The following is a 19096-nucleotide window of genomic DNA, read 5'->3' as shown; positions in this document are numbered from 1 at the left end:
TGACGCACTGTCACACGGGGGAATGGGGCTGCTGTGCGTATTGTCGGAATCATTCAGGCTCGTATGGGGTCCACGCGGCTGCCGGGGAAGGTGCTGCGGGAGCTGGGCGGGCGTTCTGTCCTGGGGTGGGTGGTCCGCGCCGCCCGCGAGTCGCACGCGCTCGACGATCTCGTGGTCGCCACCACGACGCTGGCGGAGGACGACGTGGTGGTCGCCGAGTGCCGGCGGCTCGGCGTGGAATGCCACCGAGGGCCGGTGGACGACGTGCTGACCCGGTTCGTGCAGGCGTTGGAGGGGCGCGAGGCGGAGGCCGTGATGCGGTTCACGGCGGACTGCCCGCTGCTCGACCCCACCGTGATCAGGGAGGCGGCGCTCGTCTACCGTGCCGTGCCCGGGCTCGACTACCTCAGCACGAGCCTGGCCCGTACGCTGCCGCGCGGGCTCGACGTGGAGATCTCGAGCCTGGCCGCGCTGGAGCGGGCAGACCGGGAGGCCGTCGCCTACCACCGCACCCACGTGACCTCCTACGTCTATGAGCACCCCGGCGACGCGCGGCTGCTCGGGCTCGCCTACCAGCCGGTCGCCGACGACCTGCGGGTCACGCTCGACACCGAGGACGACTGGCGGCTCATCTCCCGCGTGGTGGGCGAGTTGGGCGACGGGTGCGTGCCGGTCAGGACGCTGGTGGGCTGGCTGCGCGACCGGCCGGAGGTGTGCGGGCTCAACGCCCACGTCCGGCAGAAGGCGCTCCAGGACGCATGACCAGGGTCGGCTTCCGCTGCGACGCCGGGATCATGAGCGGCGTCGGGCATCTGGTGCGCTGTGCAGCGCTGGCCGAGGAGCTGCGATCGCGCGGGGTGGGCGTGGTCTTCCTCGGTGCGGTACGCGGGTCGGAGTGGGCGCGGGCACAGCTCCGCGAGCGCGACCTGCCGTTGGTCGCCGCCCCCCGGACGCCGGCGCGGCTTGCGGCCCTGGCCAGGGAGCTGCGGCTGGACGCGGTGGTCCTCGACTCCTACGACCTGCCCGAGGAGACGGGCGCCGCGCTCCGGGACGCGGGCCTGGCGGTGCTGGCGATCGTCGACGGCGACCCGCTGGGCCAGGAGGCCGACCTGTACCTCGACCAGAACCTCGGCGCGGAGAGCCGCCCCTTCCCCCCGCCCATAGCGGGCGAGCGGCTGGCCGGGGCGCGTTACGTGCTGCTGCGCGACAGCGTCCGGCGGCGCAGCCGGGCGCCGCGGCGCGACGGGGCGCTGCCGCGCGTGCTGTGCTTCTTCGGCGGCACCGACAGCGCCGGCGTCGTCCCGGCGTGGGCGGACGCGCTACGGGCCACCGGCGTGCCGTTCGAGGGAACCGCGATCAGCCCGGCGCCGTTCGCGGCAGGCGGTCCGATCACCGTCATCCCGCCGACGGACCGGCTGCCCGAGCTCATGGCCGAGGCCGACCTCGTGGTCACCGCGGCCGGCTCGGCCATCTGGGAGCTGCTCCACCTCGGCGTGCCCACGGCGCTGAGCTGGGTGGCCGGCAACCAGCTCATCGGCTACCGGGAGCTCGTGGGCAGGGGCGTCGCGGCCGGCCTGGGCCGAGCCCCCGACGCGGCGGCCGTCGCCGCGCTGGCCCGCCTGCTCGCCGACCCTTCCGCCCGCGAGGAGCACGGGCGGAAGGGCCGCGGCCTGGTGGACGGCAAGGGCAGGGAACGCGTGGCCGACGCCCTCCTCGCCCTTCTCTAGATGAGGTCCCAGCTCAACGGCGTGCCCATCGGGACGTCCCGGACGAAGCGCCGTCCCATCACGTCCCGCGCCGCGTCCGGAGGAAGCCCTCCGGCGGGACGGATCGACCGCACGTTCTCCTCGCTCACCACGTCGCCGCCGCGCACGTCCCGCACGACGTAGAGCGACCGCCGGAACCGCAGCCCCTCCTGCTCCGACGCCCGCGGCCCGATCACCGCGGTCCCCAGTGCCTCCCAGGCCCGACGGCTCTCCTCCACCAGCGCCGCCAGCTCGTCCGGCTCCAGCGAGAACGCGGCGTCCACCCCGCCGTCGGCCCGCGACGCGGTCACGTGCTTCTCGATCAGGCAGGCCCCCAGCGCCACGGCGGCCAGCGGGACCCCGATTCCGGGCGTGTGGTCTGAGACCCCGACCACCTCGCCGGTGAGCGCGGCCAGCAGCGGCAGCGCCCGCAGGTTGCTCTCGGACGGCGGGGCGGGGTAGGAGGCCGTGCACGCCAGCACGGCGAGCTGGGCGCATCCGGCCTCCCGCGCGGCGGCCACGGCCGCGTGGACCTCCCCGATGGACGCCATTCCCGTGGAGATGATCAGCGGCTTGCCGGTGGCGGCGGCGAGCCTGATCAGCGGCAGGTCCACGATCTCCGAGGAAGCGATCTTGTACGCCGGCACGTCCAGCTTCTCCAGCAGCTCGACGGCCGTCGGGTCGAACGGCGAGGAGAAGGCGACGAGCCCGCGCTCCCGCGCCCGCTCGAACAGCGGCTCGTGCCACTCCCACGGCGTGTGGGCGCGCTCGAAGAGCCGGTAGAGGCTCTCCCCGCCCCACAACGAGTGCCCGTCGCCCAAGCGGAACGCGGGGCCGCCGGCGTCGATGGTGAGCGTGTCGGGCCGGTACGTCTGCAGCTTCAGCGCGTGCGCCCCGGCCTCGGCCACCGCGTCCACGATGGCCAGCGCCCGCTCCAGGCTCCCGTTGTGGTTGCCGGACAGCTCGGCCACGACGAACGGCGGATGGCCGGGCCCGATCGCCCGCCCCGCGATGGAGATCATGTGTGTTCCTTCCTCAGCTCGACGGCCACGACGTCGTGCGGCACCCCGTCCACGTCCCGCTGGTAGGTCCCGACCTCGGCGAACCCGAACCGCCGGTGCAGGAACCTGACCTGCTCGTTGCGGGCCAGCACCTCGCCGCGCAGCGCCGTCACCCCGAGCGGCCCGAAGGCGTGGTCGATGGCCGCCCGCTCCAGGCCGACCCATGCCCGCAGCAGCGTCCCCGCCCGCTCCAGCCCATCGAGATCCAGGTAGAAGCCCCAGGAGGCGCTCTCCGGCGACAGGTTCGAGTAGGCGACCACGCCTGCGGCGGTCCCCTCGTGGTCGTAGATCAGCACGCGCCTGGTCGCGTCGGCGCGCGTGGCCGCCCACCAGCGGGCGTGCTCGGCCGCGCCGATCTCGTGCGTGGTGAAGCTGGCGGCGCGTACGCGCGGGTGGTTGCGCCAGCGCCGCATGGCAGGCAGATCGTCGTCACTGACGCCTCTCAGCATCGTGGCCCCCTACTATTCGTGTTCATCCACTTGCACAACGTAGCGGATTATGCGTCCGGCAAAGAGCTCATCAGGCTCAGGTCTCGGGCGCCGACTCCGAGGCATGCTGCCCTCGATCCCATCCCGACAGCCAAGGAGCAGATCGGCATGATCCCCCTGCTGAGCGTCGTCGTCCCCTTCTACAACGTGGAGCCGTACCTCACCGAGTGCCTGAAGTCGCTGGCCGTCCAGACGCTGGACGACCTCGAGGTCATCATGGTCGACGACGGCTCCTGCGACGGCAGCAGGCGGATCGCCGAGGACTTCGTCGCCGGGGATGCCCGCTTCGCCCTCGTCGAGCAGCGCAACCTGGGGCCGGGGCCTGCCCGCAACAAGGGGGTCGAGCATGCCCGGGGCATGTACCTCGCCTTCGCCGACGCCGACGACGTCGTGCCGCCGGAGGCGTACGAGCGGCTGATCGCCAAGCTGGCCGAGACCGGCTCCGACCTCGCGTGCGGCGCGGTGGGGCGGCTCGTGGACGGCGTGCTGGAGGAGTCCGTCCTGCACGAGAAGGTGTTCAGGCGGCCCGAGCTGTGCACCCACATCACCGACAAGCAGGTGCTGGTCAGGGACCGCACCGTCTGGAACAAGGTCTACCGGCGCGACTTCTGGGAGCGCGCCGGGCTGGAGTTCCCCGCGGGCATCTACGAGGACGTCCCGGTCGCCATGCAGGCGCACGTGCTGGCCACCAGCGTGGACATGCTGGGTGATGTGGTCTATCACTGGCGCAGGCGCGAGTCGTCCATCACGCAGTGCCGGAACGAGCTGTCCAACCTCCAGGAGCGGCTGGCCGCCATCCGCGCGGTGCGCGCCTTCTTCGACGAGCGGGCGCCCGAGCTGCTCGACGGCTTCGACGCGCTGGTGCTGGAGAAGGACATCATCTTCCTGTTCCAGGCTCTGGAGGCGAGCGAGGAACCGGAGCAACTCCTCGGCCTGGCCCAGTCCTGGGTGGCCGAGCTGGGCCGGCAGGCGCTGGCCACCGCACCGTCGCTGCGCCGCCTGGAGCTGCACCTGCTCGCCCGCGGCTTGGTGGCGGAGCTGCGGGCCATCCGCGAGTTCCGGCGCTCCCGGGAGGACGTCAGCCGCGTTGTGCCGCGCGGCTGGCGCCACACCCGCTGGTACGGCGACTACCCGTTCTTCCGTGACCGCCGCCTCAAGATCCCTGACGACGTGTACGACGCCCGCGACGAGCTCAAACTCGTCGCCAGGGTCGAGGAGTGCCAGTGGACGGGCACCGAGTACCAGGTGCGCGGGCAGGTCGCCATCCACCGCGTCGATCGCCGTGTCGGCCGGCTCAACCTGTGGCTCAGCGACGGCCACCGCAAGATCCCGCTGGACGTGCGGCGTAAAGGCCGCCACGGGATCGTCACCGCCATCGACCCGGCGCGGCTGGAGGGCGGCGGCCCGAGCTGGCGGCTGCAGGCGCGTACGGAGACCCGCGGACTGGTGCTCAAGGGCTGGTTCAGGGACGGAGCGGCCAACTCCGCGTGGCGGTTTTCGGTGCCGGGTTGGTCAAGAACCGGCATGGACATCACCCAGTAGTTCCAGACAGTAATCGCGCGAGCGCGTGTCGTGTTCATGCTGGTCTCCATGAGGACCTATTCGCTCGATGACGTCTATGAGACACGCAAGCGGAGAGACTCCTGGTGGACCGTGTATCTCGTGGACCCGGTCGCCTGCCGGGTCGCCCTTCCCGTCGCCAACCGCACCCAGCTGACGCCCAACGGCCTCACTGTGCTCTCGCTGGTCCTCGGCATGGTGTCGGCCGCCTGTTTCGCGATGAACCAGCTCGTACCGGGCGCCGTGGTCTTCTATCTCAGCTTCATGATCGACTGCGTGGACGGCAAAATAGCCAGGCTCAAGGGCACGGGGACGCCTTTCGGCCTCTGGCTGGACTACGTGGGGGACCGGGTCAGAGTGGTCCTGTGTGCCGGGGGGCTGGCATTCGGGCAATACACGCTGACCGGGGATGTGCGCTATGTGGTCCTCGGCGCGGCGGTGGCCGTCCTGGATCTGTTCAGGTACGTCAACGCGCCGCAGATGAAGCGCGTGCGCGAGGCCGTCAGGGAGGAGCGGGCCGAGCCGGAGCCGGAGCCGGAGGACGACACCGAGCAGCTGGAGCGCACCCCACTGGAGCGCATCCCGCTGGATCGGGCGCCGCGGGGACGCAGCTTCCCCCGGCGGCTCAACAGGTTCCTGGCCCGTCACCGGGTCCGCTCGCACCTGATCAGCGGCATCGAGTTCCACGCGGCGGTGTTCGTGGTCGCGCCCCTCGCGGGGGCATGGGCGCTGATCCCGCTCGCCGCGCTGGCCGGGGCCCTGCTGCTGGCCAACGAGGTCTTCCTTGTCTACCGGATGTGGCGCTTCACGCGCAGGCACGCCGTCGCCTCCTCTCGGGAGAGCCGAGAGCACGTTCTCGTCTAATTTTTCGGGGGTTAGTACGAAATGTCCGACAGGCCAGTATTCGTCATCGGATGTCCGCGTTCCGGCACCACGATGCTCCAGCTCATGCTGCATTCGCACCCGCGCATGGCGGTGCCGCCGGAGACGCGCTTCCTCGTTCCCGCTTATTACCGCCGCCGCACGTGGGGCGACCTGCGGATCACCAGCCGCCGCCGCGCCCTGGCGCAGTGGATCGCGACCGACCGCAGCACGAAGTTCCGCGAGCTCAAGATCGACAAGGAGGAGTTCGTCAGGCAGGCCGTGGCCGGTCCCGGCTCGCTCGGCTCGGTGATCGGCACGGCCTTCCGCATGTACGCCGACCGCTTCGACAAGGCCCGCTGGGGCGACAAGCGGCCCAGCTACGTCAAGCAGGTGGACATGCTCCTGCGGCTGTTCCCCGACGCCCAGTTCATCCACCTCATCAGGGACGGCCGCGACTGCGTGTCCTCGCTGAAGGAGATGCCCTGGTACACGCTGGACTCCTTCCACGCCGTCTCCACCTGGGCGGAGGCCATCGACGCGGGCGGCAAGCTGAAGCGGACGCTGCCCGAGGACACGTACTACGAGCTGCGTTACGAGGACCTCACCGACGACCCCGCGACCGAGTTGAAGAAGCTCTGCCACTTCCTCGAGGAGGACTTCGCCCCGTCGATGATCTCCCCGCGCGAGGCGGCCAGCGTGGCGGTTCCGCAGCACAAGGTCTGGCACAGCAACACGCACGGCGAGGTCATCCGCACCCGCGTGGGCAGCTGGGCCAAGCGCCTCGACGACTGGGAGATCGCCCTGTGCGAGCACATGCTCGGCGACCGCCTGGAGTCCATGGGATACGAGCTGACCGGCGCGCCCAAGCCGGCCAAGGAGCACATCACGGCCTGCCAGAAGACGATGGCCAAGCGCCGGGCCAGCCGCATGCGCAAGCACATGCGCGACCGCTTCAACCGGCTGCGCGAGCCGAGCCCGGTGGCCGCGATGCTCACCTCGCGCCAGCGCTCGCTGGCCGGCGTCCCGCCCCGGCGCTCGGAGGTCAGCGAGCCCGCGGTCTAGCGCTCGAGGTGTGCGAAGAGCAGCTCCCAGCGGTCCAGCACGTGGCCGAGGCGGAAGGCCTCGGCCCGTGCCCGGGCCTCGGCCCCCAGGCGCCGCCTCTCCTCCACCGAGTTCACCAGCCGCCGCAGCTCGGCCGCGAACGCGTCCACGTCCCCCGGCGGCACCAGGACCGAACCTGCGGACCGCACGCCGCCCGACACGTCGAACACCACCGAAGGCACCCCGTGCGCGCCTGACTCCAGCAGCACGATCGGCAGGCCCTCGTGCTCGCTGGTCAGCCCGAGGACGGCGGCGTTCAGGTATTCGTCCGGCATGCGGGCGGCCGGCACCAGGCCTCTGAAGACCACCCGGTCGCCGACGCCCTCCCTGCCGGCGTGCGCGCGCAGCCGCTCCCGTTCGGCGCCGTCGCCGATCAGGTGCAGCTCCCACGGCGGTGGTGCGCCCGAGCGGGCGAACGCGCTGATCAGCCGGTCGAACCGCTTGACCCCCTCCAGCCGGCCCGCGCCCAGCACGCGGGGGGAGCCGAGCGAGGACGTCTGCGCGGGCCAGGCGGCCAGTGGGTTCGGCAGTGTCCAGGCATTGGGCAGCAGGGCGTGCTCGGAGAAGCGCCAGGCGTCGTCCTCGCTGAGGAACACCGCCTGGTCGAGCTCGGGGTAATGCTTCCTGATCGAGCCGAGGTGCCAGCAGCCGCGGGCGTGGTCGTACGAGCCGTGGTACTGCCCGATCGGCCGGAACCCCTCGGGCAGCAACCCGGCCATCCTGATCACCACGGACGGCGAGGTCATGACGGCGTATCCCGGCCTGATGGCGCGGAGCAGCCGCCTCAGCCGCCGATCAGCCGTGATCACATGGCGGTGGTAGAGCGGCCGGTCCACGTAGCGGAACGGCGAAGGGGACCGCCGCAGCCCGATCACGTGCACCTCGTGGCCGCGCCCGGCCAGGCCCTGGGCCAGGGTGTGGGTCACCTGCTGGACGCCGCCGAGGGTGTCGGCGTCCAGGCAGGCGAAGACGACGCTGCCGTGTTCATCGGTTCCCTCGCTGCGCTCGTTCACTTGAAGAAGTCCTCTACCACGCGGGCGGCCGCGTCGCCGCGCTCGTCGGCGCACCACAGGTCGCGGAAGGCGGCGTACCGTTCGGCGAAGGCCGCGTGGACGCCGGGCAGCCGCCTGATCACGTCCACCAGCTCCTCGGTCGTGGTGACGCACGGGCCGGGCGCGATGGCGGGCAGGTCGTGGTACACGCCACGCTCCGACAGCCGGTAGTCGTCCCAGTCGTCGACGAAGAACACCATGGGCTTGCCGGTGATCGCGTAGTCGCACATGACCGAGGAGTAGTCCGTCAGCAGCGCGTCCGAGGCCAGCATGAGGTCGTTGATCTCGGGATAGGAGCCGGCGGACCGGACGAAGTGCTTCAGGTGCTCGGGTGGGCTGTAGCGCTCGACAGGATGCGTACGCAGGACCACCACCCAGTCGCCGGCCAGCTCGTCGGCCATCAGCTCCAGATCGACGCGTACGGACTTGCCGCTGCCCTTCGCCCGATCCCTGTACGTAGGCGCATAAAGCAGGATCTTCCGCCCGCGCGGGATCTCCAGCCGCGCCCGCACGTCGCCGGTCACCTCGCCCCTGACCAGCGCGTCGCAGCGCGGCGTCCCGTACCGGTAGACCGTGCCGGTGTAGCCGTTGGACGGCACGAAGATCCGCGAGAACTCCGCGCTCGGCGACACCAGCGCGTCCCACCGCGCCACCGCCGCCCGCCACTGGGCCCGCGGCCCGTCGAAGTCGGACCGCAGGTCGGGCGCGTCGAAGCCGATCGACTTGATGCCCTGCCCGTGCCACGTCTGCAGGTAACGGGTGCCGCGCGGCTTCGGGTAATCCAGCGGGAACCCGTGGCTGTCCACCCAGATCCCCGCCCGCGCCATCGTCCAGACGTAGCGCCAGCTCCCGCGTCGCACGAGCCGCACGCCGGAGGGGAAGTTCGAGCGGCTCCCGGCCACCGACCAGACGACCTCGATCGGCAGCCGGCGCCGCCGCAGCTCCTCGTAGATCGCCCGCGGGCTGCCGCCGCAGCTCTTGCCGACGTCGGACTCGAACAGCGCGAGGTTCTTGCGCCGCGGCAGCACCTTGATCATGATCTTGTAGGCGCGCAGCTTGTTCCGCGGAGTGCCGACCCTCTTCAGCAGCGCCCGCCTGGCCCGCCGCAAGGCCGACCGCGCGGCGGGCTCCGGTCGTACGCACAGGTACGCGGCGTAGCCCTCGACCTGCACCCGGCACCCCGGCAGCTCGATCGGCCCGGTGTGCGGGTCGGCGATGATCCGGTCCGTCGTGGTGTGCCCGTCGGAGTCCCTGGTGAAGCCGATGCGCGGGGTGCACTTGCCGGTGGGGGCGAACACGACCTCGCTGACGTAGCTCCCGCCCCCGGACGGCTGCGGATTTATCGGGATTTTTTGCCTGCCAAGCTGGAGAAAGGCCGTCCAGTCCACCGGCAACACGCCGAACGGGTCGTACGTCCGCACGGTCATCCGCACCCGCTCGCCGTCGCCCGCGATCTCCGTCGCCTCGTGCCGCAGCCGGGAGTCCGAGAACGGCAACTCGGCCAGCCGCAGCCGGGTGATGTCCAGCCCCGGCGAGACCGTGGTGCCCCAGTACGTGCGCCCGTCGAGCTGCACGGCCGCCCGGGGCGCGGCCCGCGGCCCGGTGAGCGAGCCCGCCGCGATCCGCAGGTCCTCGATCCGGTCGTCGAGGATGAGCCGGCAGCAGACCCGCTCCAGCGGCTCGGCCGAGTCCAGCACCTCGGCGGGGATCTCCTCCAGGTACGGCCGGACGATCGAGGCGAACTCCTTGACCCACACCAGGTCCCGCGCCGGCAGCGGATGGAGATAGACCCGCAGGTCCTGCCGCACGAACCGGCGCTGCCGGTGCGGCACCAGGTCGCCGGCCCCGTGCGCGCGCAGGACGTCGTCGCTCATCCGGGCGGCGATGACCCGCTGGCGCACGTTCTCCATGTCGTCGATGCTCAAGGAGATCGAGGTGTTCACCGGCGCCCGGTGCCAGTGGTAGACCACCCACGGCACGACCGCGAACCTGTGCGACACCGCGTACAACCCGGCGGCGAAGACGTGGTCCTCGTAGTGGATGTCCTCGGGGAAGCGCAGCCCCCGGTGCCGCAGCCGGCCCACGTCGTAGAGCTTGTTGGTGGTGAAGGAGTCCAGGAACAGCTGGGGATCCTCGCGGATCCCCCCGACCACCCGCCGCCTGGCGAACAGCGACGGATAGTACGGGTGCAGCCGCCCGCTCGACTCGAACAGCCGCGAGATCTGCCCCGACACGAAGTCGGCCCCGGTCCGCTCGATCTCGGTGAGCAGGCTCTTGCACGCGTGCCTGGGCAGCTCGTCGTCGCTGTCGAGGAACATGATGTACGGCGCCGCCGCGGCGTCGATGCCGTCGTTGCGCGGCGCCCCGCAGCCCCCGCTGTTGGCCTCTCTGCGCAGGTAGCGCACCCGGGGATCGCCGTCCGCCAGCCGGGCCGCCACCTCCGGCGTGCCGTCCGTGCTGGCGTCGTCAGCGATGATCACTTCGAGATCGCGCAACGACTGGCGGAGCACGGAGCGTACGGCCCTGGGCAGGCGGGCCGCGTCGTTATAGGTGATCACGACAACAGTGCAGTCCGGCATCCCCAAGTCCCCCCGCTGGTCCAACTGCCTGCGGGGATGGCACTTCCCCCGGGCCGGGGGAAGTGTCCGGACTTGATGGAGTGTTTGCCCAGAATCGCAGTATTTGCCGAAAATTATCGCCTAAGGCGACGAATCACCCAGATGATGAGCAGCAGTCCCGCGATCGCGCCCGCGATGGGCGCCAGCCGCTTCAGCAGCGGCTGCCCGGCGATCTCCAGCAGGTCGAGCGCCTCCTCGTCGGGCGTCCGCGACGTGCGCAGCGTGCCCGCCGGATGGGCGTCCTGCTCCGGCGCGGGCACCGCGCTCAGATGCCGCTCCTCCTCCTGAGGCTCCTGGGGCGGCTGCGCGGCGGCGGGCTCCACGGTCGGCTCGGAGAGCAGCTCGGCCAGGTTCTCCGCGAACTTGTCGATGATCTTCGCGCCCACCTCGGCCATGACGCCCCGCCCGAACTGCGCGGGCCGCCCGGTCACGTTGAACGTCGTCTCCACGGTCACCGCCGTGGCCCCCTCGCGCGGCGCCATGCGCGCCTTGACCGTCGCCGAGGCCGTGCCGGATCCTCGGGCCTCCTTGCCCGACGCCTTGATGGAGAGCGTGTGGGAGTCCTTGTCCACGTCCTCGAACATGGCCGAGCCGCGATAGGTCACCGTGATCGGGCCGACCTTGACCTTCATCCTGCCGGTGAACTCGTCGCCCTCGTATATGTCGAGTGTCGCCCCGGGCAGGCAGGGCGCGACCCGCTCTACGTCGAGCAGGACGGCCCAGGCCTGCTCGATCGGAACTGGAACAGTGAACTCGTGCTCGAACCGCATCGCCATCGATCCGCTCCTTCTGCCGATGGTTGCGACACTACGCGCGGCGGGGGCGCCCCTGGAAGAGGCGCCCCCAAGGGTGGCTGGGCGCGCTCCGAGGAGGCGCCTCGTTGGTGGTCAGGGCGCGCCCGCGGCGGTGCGTACCGCTCGGTGGGTCAGGACCCTGGCCAGGTGCCGGCGGTAGTCCGGCTGGGCGTGCAGATCCGCCGGCGGCGCGGTCTCCGCCGCCGCCTCCTCGCACGCCTGCCGCAACTGGTCGCCGAGCTCCATGCCCTGCAGAGCGGTCTCGGTCGCGCGGGCGCGCACCGGCGTCGGGCCCATGTTCGTCAGCCCGATCCTGGCCTCCGTGATCGCGCCGTTGGAGCGCTTGACGGCCGCCGCCACGCCGACGATGGCCCACGCCTGCGCGGTCCGGTGGAACTTCTCGTACTGGAAGCCCCAGCCCGCACCCAGCTTCGGGATCTTGACCCCGGCCAGGATCTCGCCGGGTCCGAGCGACGACTCCAGGTAGTCGACGAAGAACTCGCCGGCCGGGATCTCCCGCTCGCCCTGTCCTGACCTGGCCACGAACACGCCGTCGAGCGCCAGCACCACGGCCGGCATGTCGCCCGCCGGGTCCGCGTGGGCCAGCGAGCCGCCGAACGTGCCCCGGTGCCTGATCGCCGGGTCCGCCACCTGCGCGGCGGCCATGGCCACCAGGGGGCAGCCGTCCCGCACCACGCCGGAGCGCATGACCTCGTCGTGCGTGGCCATCGCGCCGATGAACACGTGGTCGCCGCGGTCGTGCACGCCCTTCAGCTCGGACAGCCGGCCGACGTCCACCAGCTTCGACGGGTACGCCAGCCGCAGCCGCAGCAGCGGCAGCAGCGACTGCCCGCCGGCCAGTACCTTCGCGTCCTCGTCGGACGCGAGGGCCTGCGACGCCTCGGAGAGCGAGTCCGGGCGCACGTAGTCGAACTGCGCGGGGATCATTGCCGCACTCCTTCCAGTGCCCGCCAGACACGCTCGGGCGTGCACGGCATCTCGATGTCGTGGATGCCGAACCGGCGCAGGGCATCCACGACGGCGTTCACGACGGCCGGGGTGGAGGCGATCGTCCCGGCCTCGCCCACGCCCTTGACCCCGAGGGGGTTGCTGGTCGCCGGCGACTCGGTCCGGTCGAGGCCGAACATCGGCAGGTCCGCCGCCGACGGCAGCAGGTAGTCGGCCAGCGTCGTGGTCAGCAGGTTGCCGTCGGCGTCGTACACGGCCTCCTCGAACAGCGCCTGCCCGATGCCCTGCGCGATGCCGCCGTGCACCTGGCCCTCGACGATCAGCGGGTTCACGACCTTGCCGATGTCGTCCACCGCCACGTACGAGCGGATCTTCACCATGCCCGTCTCGGTGTCCACCTCCACCGCGCACAGGTGGGTGCCGTGCGGGAAGGAGTAGTTGTCCGGGTCGAACGTGGCGTCGGAGTCCAGCCGCGCCTCGCCCCCTTCGGGCAGGGAATGCGCGGTGAACGCGGCGAACGCCAGCTCCTGGATCGTCTTCTGTGTGTCCGTGCCCCGCACCTTGAAGGCCCCGGCCTCGAACTCCAGGTCGTCGGGCGAGCATTCGAGCACGTGCGCGGCCAGCTTGCGGGCCTTGTCCCTGACCTTCTCGCACGCCTTCAGCACCGCGACGCCGCCGATGACCAGCGAGCGCGAGCCGTAGGTGTCCATGCCCTTGTGCGCGATCGCCGTGTCGCCGTGGATCACGGCGACGTCCTCGAACGGCACGCCGAGCGCGTCGGCCGCGATCTGGCTCCACGACGTCACGTGCCCCTGCCCGTGCGGGGAGGTGCCGGTGATGACCTCGACCTTGCCGGTGGGCAGCATGCGCACCGAGGCGTGCTCCCAGCCGCCGGCGGCGTAGTTGGCCTCGCCGAGCATCCTGGACGGCGCCAGGCCGCACATCTCGGTGTACGTGCTGACGCCGATCCCCAGCTGCACGGGGTCGCCCCTGTCCCGCCGGTCGGCCTGTTCGGCCCGCAACTTGTCGTAGCCGAACATCGCGGTCGCCTTGTCCGTCGCCGCCTCGTAGTTGCCCGAGTCGTAGGTCAGCCCCGAGATCGTGGTGTACGGGAACTCCTCATGCTTGATCCAGTTGCGCCTGCGTACCTCCACCGGGTCCATGCGCAGCTCGGCGGCCAGCTCGTCCATCACCCGCTCAATGGCGAACGTCGCCTCCGGGCGGCCCGCGCCGCGGTAGGCGTCGGTGGGCATCTTGGTGGTGAACACGCCGGTGCAGCCGAACTCGTAGGCGTCCATCTTGTAGATGGCGTTGAACATCTGCGCGCCCAGCAGAGGGATGCCCGGCGTGACCAGCATCAGGTACGCGCCCATGTCGGCCAGCAGGTTCACCTGCAGGCCCCGGATGCGCCCGTCGGCGTCGGCCGCCAGCCGGATGTGCTGGATCTGGTCGCGGCCGTGGTGCACGGTCAGGTTGCCCTCGGAACGGGACTCGGCCCACTTGACCGGCTTGCCGAGCTTGCGAGCCAGCAGCAGGCAGAGCACCTCCTCGGCGGTGACCTGCAACTTCGAGCCGAACCCGCCGCCCACGTCGGGCGCGACCACACGGATCTGGTGCTCGGGGATGCCGGTGACCACGGCCAGCATCACCCGCAGGACGTGCGGGATCTGGGTGGACGTCCACATCGTGAAGGTGTCGCCGTCGGTGTCGGCCAGCACCGCCCGCGGCTCCATCGCGCACGGGATGAGCCGCTGCTGCCGGTAGGTCCGGTCGATGAGGACGGGAGCGTCCGTGAACGCGGCCTCGATGTCACCCGAGGTCATCGTGAACGTGAACGCCTGGTTGCCCGCCTCGTGCACCTTCGGGCTGTCGGCGGTCAGCGCCTCGTTCATGTCGAGCACCGCGGGCAGCGGCTCGTAGTCGATCTCAATGGCCTCAAGCGCGTCGGCCGCGCGGTAGCGGTCGGTCGCGATCACGCAGGCCACGGCCTCGCCGACGTACCGCACCTCCGACACCGCCATCGGCGGGTGGTCGGGGATGACCACGTCCTCGGTCACCGGCCACGCGCACGGCAGGCTGCCCTGCTCGGCGGCGAAGTCCTCGCCGCTGAACGCCGCCACGACCCCGGGGAACTCGCGCGCCCCCGACACGTCGACCCTGGTGATCCTGGCGTGCGCCATCGGGCTGCGCAGGAACATCACGTGGAGCACGCCCGGACGCGAGAGGTTGTCCGTCCACCGCGTGCGCCCCGTCAGCAGCCTGGCGTCCTCCTTGCGCTTCCTGGGCCTGCCGACTTCCTGGCCGGCTTCCTGGCCGGTCTCCTGGATCGTCATGGCGTGTTCACCGCCTGCCCCATCTCCTGAGCGCCCCTGCGTACGGCGCGGACGATGTTGCAGTAACCCGTGCAGCGGCAGAGGTTGCCCTCCAGGCCCTGCCTGATCGTCTCCTCCGAGGGGTCGGGATCCTCCCTGAGGAGGTCTATCGCGGCCATGACCATGCCGGGCGTGCAGTAGCCGCACTGCAGCGCGTGCTCTTCGTGGAAGGCCTGCTGCATCGGGTGCATGGACCCGTTGACGCCCAGGCCCTCGATCGTGACGACGTCGCAGCCGTCGGCCTGGACTGCGAGCACCGAGCAGCTCTTGACGCTCTTGCCGTCCAGCATGACCGTGCAGGCGCCGCAGTTGCTGGTGTCGCAGCCGACAGGGGTGCCGGTCTTGCCCAGCCGTTCTCTTAGCAGGTGAACGAGCAGGAGTCGCGGCTCGACGTCCTCTTCGTACTTGATCCCGTCGACAGTGACGGCGATTCGGGGCATACGTCCTCCCTCAGGAGCAGGGGAAAGGCGGACACACCCGAACCTACGCCGGTGTTTATCCCGGTCAAGGGTTACTTACCGCGCACTACCCTCGCGATGATCGCCACGAGCCCCGCGAACGCCAGTCCCAGCATCGTGACCCCGATCAGGACCAGCGGATCCGTCACCGCGCGTGTCACGATCAAAATTCCCAGAACGACGAAGAGCACGCCGCTGAGCAGGGCCATCCAATCGGTCCTATGCGTTTTCATGGCCTCACTCCGTGAGGCGGGCTCGGTCGCCATATGCCGCCGCCTTCCCATGGCCTCACTCCGTGAGGCGGCTCGGTCGCCATACGCCGCCGCCTTCCCCCGCTCTGGTCGCTGCGCTCCCGACGCTCCTCCAGGCGACGGCACTCCCTCGCGGCCCCCGCTCTGGTCGCTACGCTCCCGCCGCTCCTCCAGACGACGGCACTCCCTCGCCGGTGCCGGGGCCGCTCGACCTCACGCGGCACGCCGCACCTCCATGTCGCCGAGCCCGCCCTTCAGGTTGAGCACGATCGTCGAGACCTTGCCGCCGGGCTTCGTCTCCGGCTCCAGCACCTTGTCCAGCCGTATGTCCACGCCGCCCCTGATCGACTGGTCGACCGTGATGTCGCCGACCTTGTTGGTGGCGTGCACCTCCAGCCTGACCGTCGACGGCACGATCACTTCCAGCTCACCCATCGAGACCGCGGCGTTGACCATCGCCGTCGTCCCCGGCGCCAACTCCAGCTCGGACAGGTCCAGGCGGCCGTCGCCGACGCCGACGTCGTACAGGGCGTCCAGTTCGGCGACCGTGGTCGGGGACCACTCGGACGGGCCGATGTTCCTCGGCAGGCCTCCCAGGGTCAGGCCCACGCTCACGATCAACGCCACCATGGTTCCCGCGGCCACCAGCCCGGCGCCGCGGCCCCACCAGGCCGCGATCAGCAGGCCGGCGCCGATCGTGATGAGCATCGCGCCGCCGACGATGGTCGGGCTCACTCCGGCGGCCGACCGGGCTTGGACCGCCACGACGATCCCTCCAATGATGATTGCCAGCAGGATGGTGATGACGCCGATGAACGACTTCGGCCGGGGCCTGCGCTCCGGTCTGGGGACGGGGCGGCCGTACAGGGTGGGGTCGTACGGCGAGTGGCCGCCTGCCCGCTTGGCCGGATCCAGAGGGCGGTAGGGGCCCTTGGGGGCGAAGGGCTCGCCGTAGCCGCTGAAGTCCACGGCGGTCTTGGGCTGGGGGCGGTAAGCGGGCGATGGGTACGGCGGGAGGGGGCGCTGCGCGGTCGCCGCGTCACCCGCGGACCGCTCCGCCTGCTCCTCGTCCCCGACGCTGCCGTAGGCCGTCGTCGCGTCGCCGCGGGCCGCGGTCTCCTCGGCGGGGGCCGGCGTCCCCTCGGCGGGGCTCGCGGCGGCCGTCGCCTCCGGGACAGGCACGCCCTCCTCCGCCCGGGAAGAGGGCTCAGGGCGAGTGGCGGGCGCCGGACGCACCGGGGCAGTGGGCGCCGGGCTGGTGTAGGACGGCGCGCCCTGCTCCTGCGCCCGCCTGCGGCTGAGCCGCTCCGGCATCGACCGGGCCAGCCCCAGCAGATCCACCCCGTTGGAGTGCGCCGCCAGCAGTGACACCGCCAGGAGTACGCCGACCACCAGCGTGCCCGTGTCCAGCCAGATCGTGGCCAGGTTGATCCCGAGCCCGCACGCGAGCACCGCCGTCAGCAGTGCCATCACGGCCTCGGCGTCGAAGTCCCTGCGCGTCCACTGCTCGATGATCCCCGGCCCGCCGTTCGGCTCCTTCATCAGCAGGAACGCCGCCAGGTACATGAACAGCCCCACGCCCGAACCCAGCAGCAGGACGGCGAAGGTCACGCGGAAGACCACGGGGTCGATGCCGGTGTGCCGCCCGAGGCCCGCGCACACTCCCATGAAGATGCGTCCCTCGCTACTGCGTCGCAGTACCTTGGGGGGAGCGGCCGGTTCCCTGGGCGGACCTTCTGTCATGGAACCATGGTGGACCTATGTGCGGTGTGCCCGCATCCGGGACACCCCTGACCCCACCCGGGGGTTGTTCCCTGATGCCCAGGACGTCCCCGACATGTGACGATGGCCATGTTATGGCTGACCAGAAGACTCTCGCCGAGCCTGCCGGCGACGCGCCCTACCGGCGCATGATGCGCCCCATGGAAGGCCGCCTGCTCGGCGGCGTCGCCCAGGGGCTGGCGAAGCAGCTGTCGCTCGATCCCGTGGTCATCAGGCTGATGTTCGTGCTGCTCAGCATCGTGGGCGGGATCGGCACGATCGCGTACGCGGTGTTGTGGATGGTCACGCCGCGGCAGCCGCACGAGGGGCCGCCGCCGCAGCGGGACTGGAGCCAGCTCGCGGCCTTCAGCGCGATCGGGACGGCGCTGTTCGCGTTCGGCTGGCTCACGGGAGCCTCCCAGGGCGGGATCGGCATGCTGCCGTTCGCCGTGGGCGGCATCGGCGCGCTGATCCTGTGGCAGCAGGCCGACCCCGAACGCCGCCGGAGCTGGGTGAGCGGGGCGTCGCTCAGCATCAGGAAGAACCGCGTGCGCACGGTGGTCGGCGTGGTGCTCGTCGTCATGGGCGCGGCCGGCTTCCTGGCCGCCGAGGGCGAGCTGCCCCAGATCAGAGACAGCCTGCTGTTCACCGTGGTGGTGGTCGGCGGCCTGGCGGTCCTGGCCACGCCCTGGCTCGCGGGCCTGTGGAAAGAGCTGCAGCTGGAACGGCGGGAGCGCATCAGGCAGGAAGAGCGGGCCGAGGTGGCCGCCATGGTGCACGACTCGGTGCTGCACACGCTCACGCTGATCCAGCGCGTCGCCCACGATCCGCGCGAGGTGACCCGGCTGGCCCGCTCCCAGGAACGCGAGCTGCGCAACTGGCTCTACCAGCCCGCCCAGGACGCCGACGCCACGGTGGCGGCGGCCGTACGCCGGATCGCGGCCGAGGAGGAGGACGCCCACGGCCTGCCCATCGAGGTGGTCTGCGTCGGCGACATCGAGCTGGACTCGGGAGGCCGGCTGGCGGCCATGCTGAAGGCGGCCAGGCAGGCGATGGTCAACGCGGCGAAATACTCTGAAAGTGCCTCTATTTCCGTCTATGCGGAAGTAGAGGGTGAAGAGGTCACGATTTTCGTGAAGGATCGGGGCAAGGGGTTCGACCTCGAGGCGGTGCCGCTCGACCGGATGGGGATCAGGGAATCCATCATCGGGCGAATGGAACGTCACGGGGGCGCGGCCAGGGTACGCACCGAGCTCGGCGAGGGCACGGAAGTGATGTTGACGATGAAGGTGGAGAAAGCATGACGCGCGTGTTGATCGTCGACGATCACCGGCTGTTCCGCTCCGGCGTACGTGCGGAGCTCGGCGACTCGATCGAGGTCGTGGGCGAGGCCGAGGACGTCGAGACCGCCGTCAAGGCGATCGCCGAGCTCCAGCCCGACGTGGTCCTCCTGGACGTGCACATGCCCGGAGGCGGCGGCCAGGAGGTCCTGCGCCGGGTCCTGGGCTCCGGCTCCCAGGTCCGCTTCCTCGCGCTGTCGGTGTCCGACGCCGCCGAGGACGTCATCGGCGTGATCAGGGGTGGCGCGCGTGGCTACGTCACCAAGAACATCAGCGGCAAGGAGCTCACCGACGCCATCCGCAGGGTGGCCGAGGGCGACGCGGTGTTCTCGCCGCGGCTGGCCGGGTTCGTGCTGGACGCGTTCGCCAACTCGGAGGCGCCGTCGATCGACCCGGAGCTCGACTCGCTGACGCAGCGCGAGCGCGAGGTGCTGCGGCTGATCGCGCGTGGGTACGCGTACAAGGAGATCGCCAAGGAGCTGTTCATCTCGGTCAAGACCGTGGAGACCCACGTCTCGTCCGTGCTGCGCAAACTCCAGCTCTCCAACCGCCACGAGCTGTCCCGCTGGGCCACCGCCCGCCGCCTGGTCTGAGCGGCCGTTATGGCCGTTTTTGGACCGTTACAGGAAAGTTATTGCCAGTCTGCATACGAAACACCCGTC

At 70.9% G+C, this 19096-nt stretch carries 17 protein-coding genes; 7 read left to right on the top strand and 10 right to left on the bottom strand.

What is annotated here, in order from left to right:
- Positions 1–33: 33 nt before the first annotated feature.
- Both ACIBX3_RS04870 and ACIBX3_RS04865 read left to right on the top strand, forming a co-directional pair.
- Positions 34–762, top strand: coding sequence for a cytidylyltransferase domain-containing protein (locus ACIBX3_RS04870; RefSeq protein WP_397113136.1), 729 nt, complete (start codon positions 34–36; stop codon positions 760–762).
- Positions 759–1727, top strand: a complete 969-nt coding sequence (locus tag ACIBX3_RS04865) for a PseG/SpsG family protein (RefSeq protein WP_397113134.1) — start codon at positions 759–761, stop codon at positions 1725–1727. The genes ACIBX3_RS04870 and ACIBX3_RS04865 overlap by 4 nt, the downstream gene beginning before the upstream one ends.
- Here ACIBX3_RS04865 and pseI read toward each other — a convergent pair.
- Together pseI and ACIBX3_RS04855 are read right to left on the bottom strand one after the other, a co-directional pair.
- Positions 1724–2767 (bottom strand): pseudaminic acid synthase, encoded by a 1044-nt coding sequence (gene pseI / locus ACIBX3_RS04860; protein ID WP_397113132.1) that lies wholly within the window; start codon positions 2765–2767, stop codon positions 1724–1726. The two genes, ACIBX3_RS04865 and pseI, sit on opposite strands and share 4 nt — an antisense overlap.
- A complete protein-coding gene (locus ACIBX3_RS04855) occupies positions 2764–3255 on the bottom strand; it encodes a GNAT family N-acetyltransferase (protein ID WP_397113130.1) in 492 nt (163 codons plus the stop codon). The genes pseI and ACIBX3_RS04855 overlap by 4 nt, the downstream gene beginning before the upstream one ends.
- Positions 3256–3402: 147 nt before the next feature.
- Here ACIBX3_RS04855 and ACIBX3_RS04850 point away from each other — a divergent pair, with 147 nt between their 5' ends.
- Genes ACIBX3_RS04850 through ACIBX3_RS04840 form a run of 3 tightly spaced genes read left to right on the top strand, consistent with a single transcriptional unit; the run spans position 3403 to position 6780 of the window.
- Positions 3403–4836, top strand: coding sequence for a glycosyltransferase family 2 protein (locus tag ACIBX3_RS04850; protein ID WP_397113128.1), 1434 nt, complete (start codon positions 3403–3405; stop codon positions 4834–4836).
- A gap of 48 nt (positions 4837–4884) precedes the next feature.
- Positions 4885–5718, top strand: a complete 834-nt coding sequence (locus ACIBX3_RS04845; RefSeq protein WP_397113126.1) for a CDP-alcohol phosphatidyltransferase family protein — start codon at positions 4885–4887, stop codon at positions 5716–5718.
- Positions 5719–5739: 21 nt separating this feature from the next.
- On the top strand, positions 5740–6780 hold the full coding sequence (locus ACIBX3_RS04840) for a sulfotransferase family protein (RefSeq protein ID WP_397113124.1): 1041 nt from the start codon (positions 5740–5742) through the stop codon (positions 6778–6780).
- Here the strand turns inward: ACIBX3_RS04840 and ACIBX3_RS04835 are convergent.
- The 8 genes from ACIBX3_RS04835 to ACIBX3_RS04800 form a co-directional block, all read right to left on the bottom strand.
- Entirely contained in the window at positions 6777–7832 is a 1056-nt protein-coding gene (locus tag ACIBX3_RS04835) for a glycosyltransferase (RefSeq protein ID WP_397113122.1), read from the bottom strand. The genes ACIBX3_RS04840 and ACIBX3_RS04835 overlap by 4 nt on opposite strands.
- The gene (locus tag ACIBX3_RS04830) at positions 7829–10450 is read right to left on the bottom strand and encodes a CDP-glycerol glycerophosphotransferase family protein (protein ID WP_397113120.1); all 2622 of its coding nucleotides are present in this window, start codon (positions 10448–10450) and stop codon (positions 7829–7831) included. Before ACIBX3_RS04830 ends, ACIBX3_RS04835 begins: the two co-directional genes overlap by 4 nt.
- Positions 10451–10563: 113 nt before the next feature.
- On the bottom strand, positions 10564–11265 hold the full coding sequence (locus tag ACIBX3_RS04825) for an SRPBCC family protein (protein WP_397113118.1): 702 nt from the start codon (positions 11263–11265) through the stop codon (positions 10564–10566).
- A 111-nt stretch (positions 11266–11376) separates the two neighbouring features.
- Positions 11377–12231, bottom strand: coding sequence for an FAD binding domain-containing protein (locus tag ACIBX3_RS04820; RefSeq protein ID WP_397113116.1), 855 nt, complete (start codon positions 12229–12231; stop codon positions 11377–11379).
- Positions 12228–14585, bottom strand: coding sequence for a xanthine dehydrogenase family protein molybdopterin-binding subunit (locus ACIBX3_RS04815; RefSeq protein ID WP_397113114.1), 2358 nt, complete (start codon positions 14583–14585; stop codon positions 12228–12230). The genes ACIBX3_RS04820 and ACIBX3_RS04815 overlap by 4 nt, the downstream gene beginning before the upstream one ends.
- Positions 14582–15064, bottom strand: a complete 483-nt coding sequence (locus ACIBX3_RS04810) for a (2Fe-2S)-binding protein (protein WP_397113112.1) — start codon at positions 15062–15064, stop codon at positions 14582–14584. The genes ACIBX3_RS04815 and ACIBX3_RS04810 overlap by 4 nt, the downstream gene beginning before the upstream one ends.
- A gap of 71 nt (positions 15065–15135) precedes the next feature.
- A complete protein-coding gene (locus tag ACIBX3_RS04805; RefSeq protein ID WP_397113110.1) occupies positions 15136–15291 on the bottom strand; it encodes a hypothetical protein in 156 nt (51 codons plus the stop codon).
- A 255-nt stretch (positions 15292–15546) separates the two neighbouring features.
- Positions 15547–17076: a PspC domain-containing protein gene (locus ACIBX3_RS04800; protein WP_397113108.1), complete on the bottom strand. Its 1530-nt coding sequence runs from the start codon at positions 17074–17076 to the stop codon at positions 15547–15549.
- Between the two features lie 113 nt (positions 17077–17189).
- On the opposite strand from ACIBX3_RS04800, the gene ACIBX3_RS04795 reads away from it, so the two are divergent.
- Together ACIBX3_RS04795 and ACIBX3_RS04790 are read left to right on the top strand one after the other, a co-directional pair.
- The gene (locus tag ACIBX3_RS04795; protein ID WP_397113106.1) at positions 17190–18398 is read left to right on the top strand and encodes a PspC domain-containing protein; all 1209 of its coding nucleotides are present in this window, start codon (positions 17190–17192) and stop codon (positions 18396–18398) included.
- Positions 18395–19027, top strand: a complete 633-nt coding sequence (locus ACIBX3_RS04790; protein ID WP_397113104.1) for a response regulator — start codon at positions 18395–18397, stop codon at positions 19025–19027. Before ACIBX3_RS04795 ends, ACIBX3_RS04790 begins: the two co-directional genes overlap by 4 nt.
- The last annotated feature ends 69 nt before the right edge of the window (positions 19028–19096 follow it).

The organism is Nonomuraea sp. NPDC049480, assembly GCF_044465905.1.
Classification (GTDB): domain Bacteria; phylum Actinomycetota; class Actinomycetes; order Streptosporangiales; family Streptosporangiaceae; genus Nonomuraea.
The sequence above is the reverse complement of the archived record's forward strand: the minus strand, read 5'-3'. Positions and strand labels throughout refer to the sequence as shown.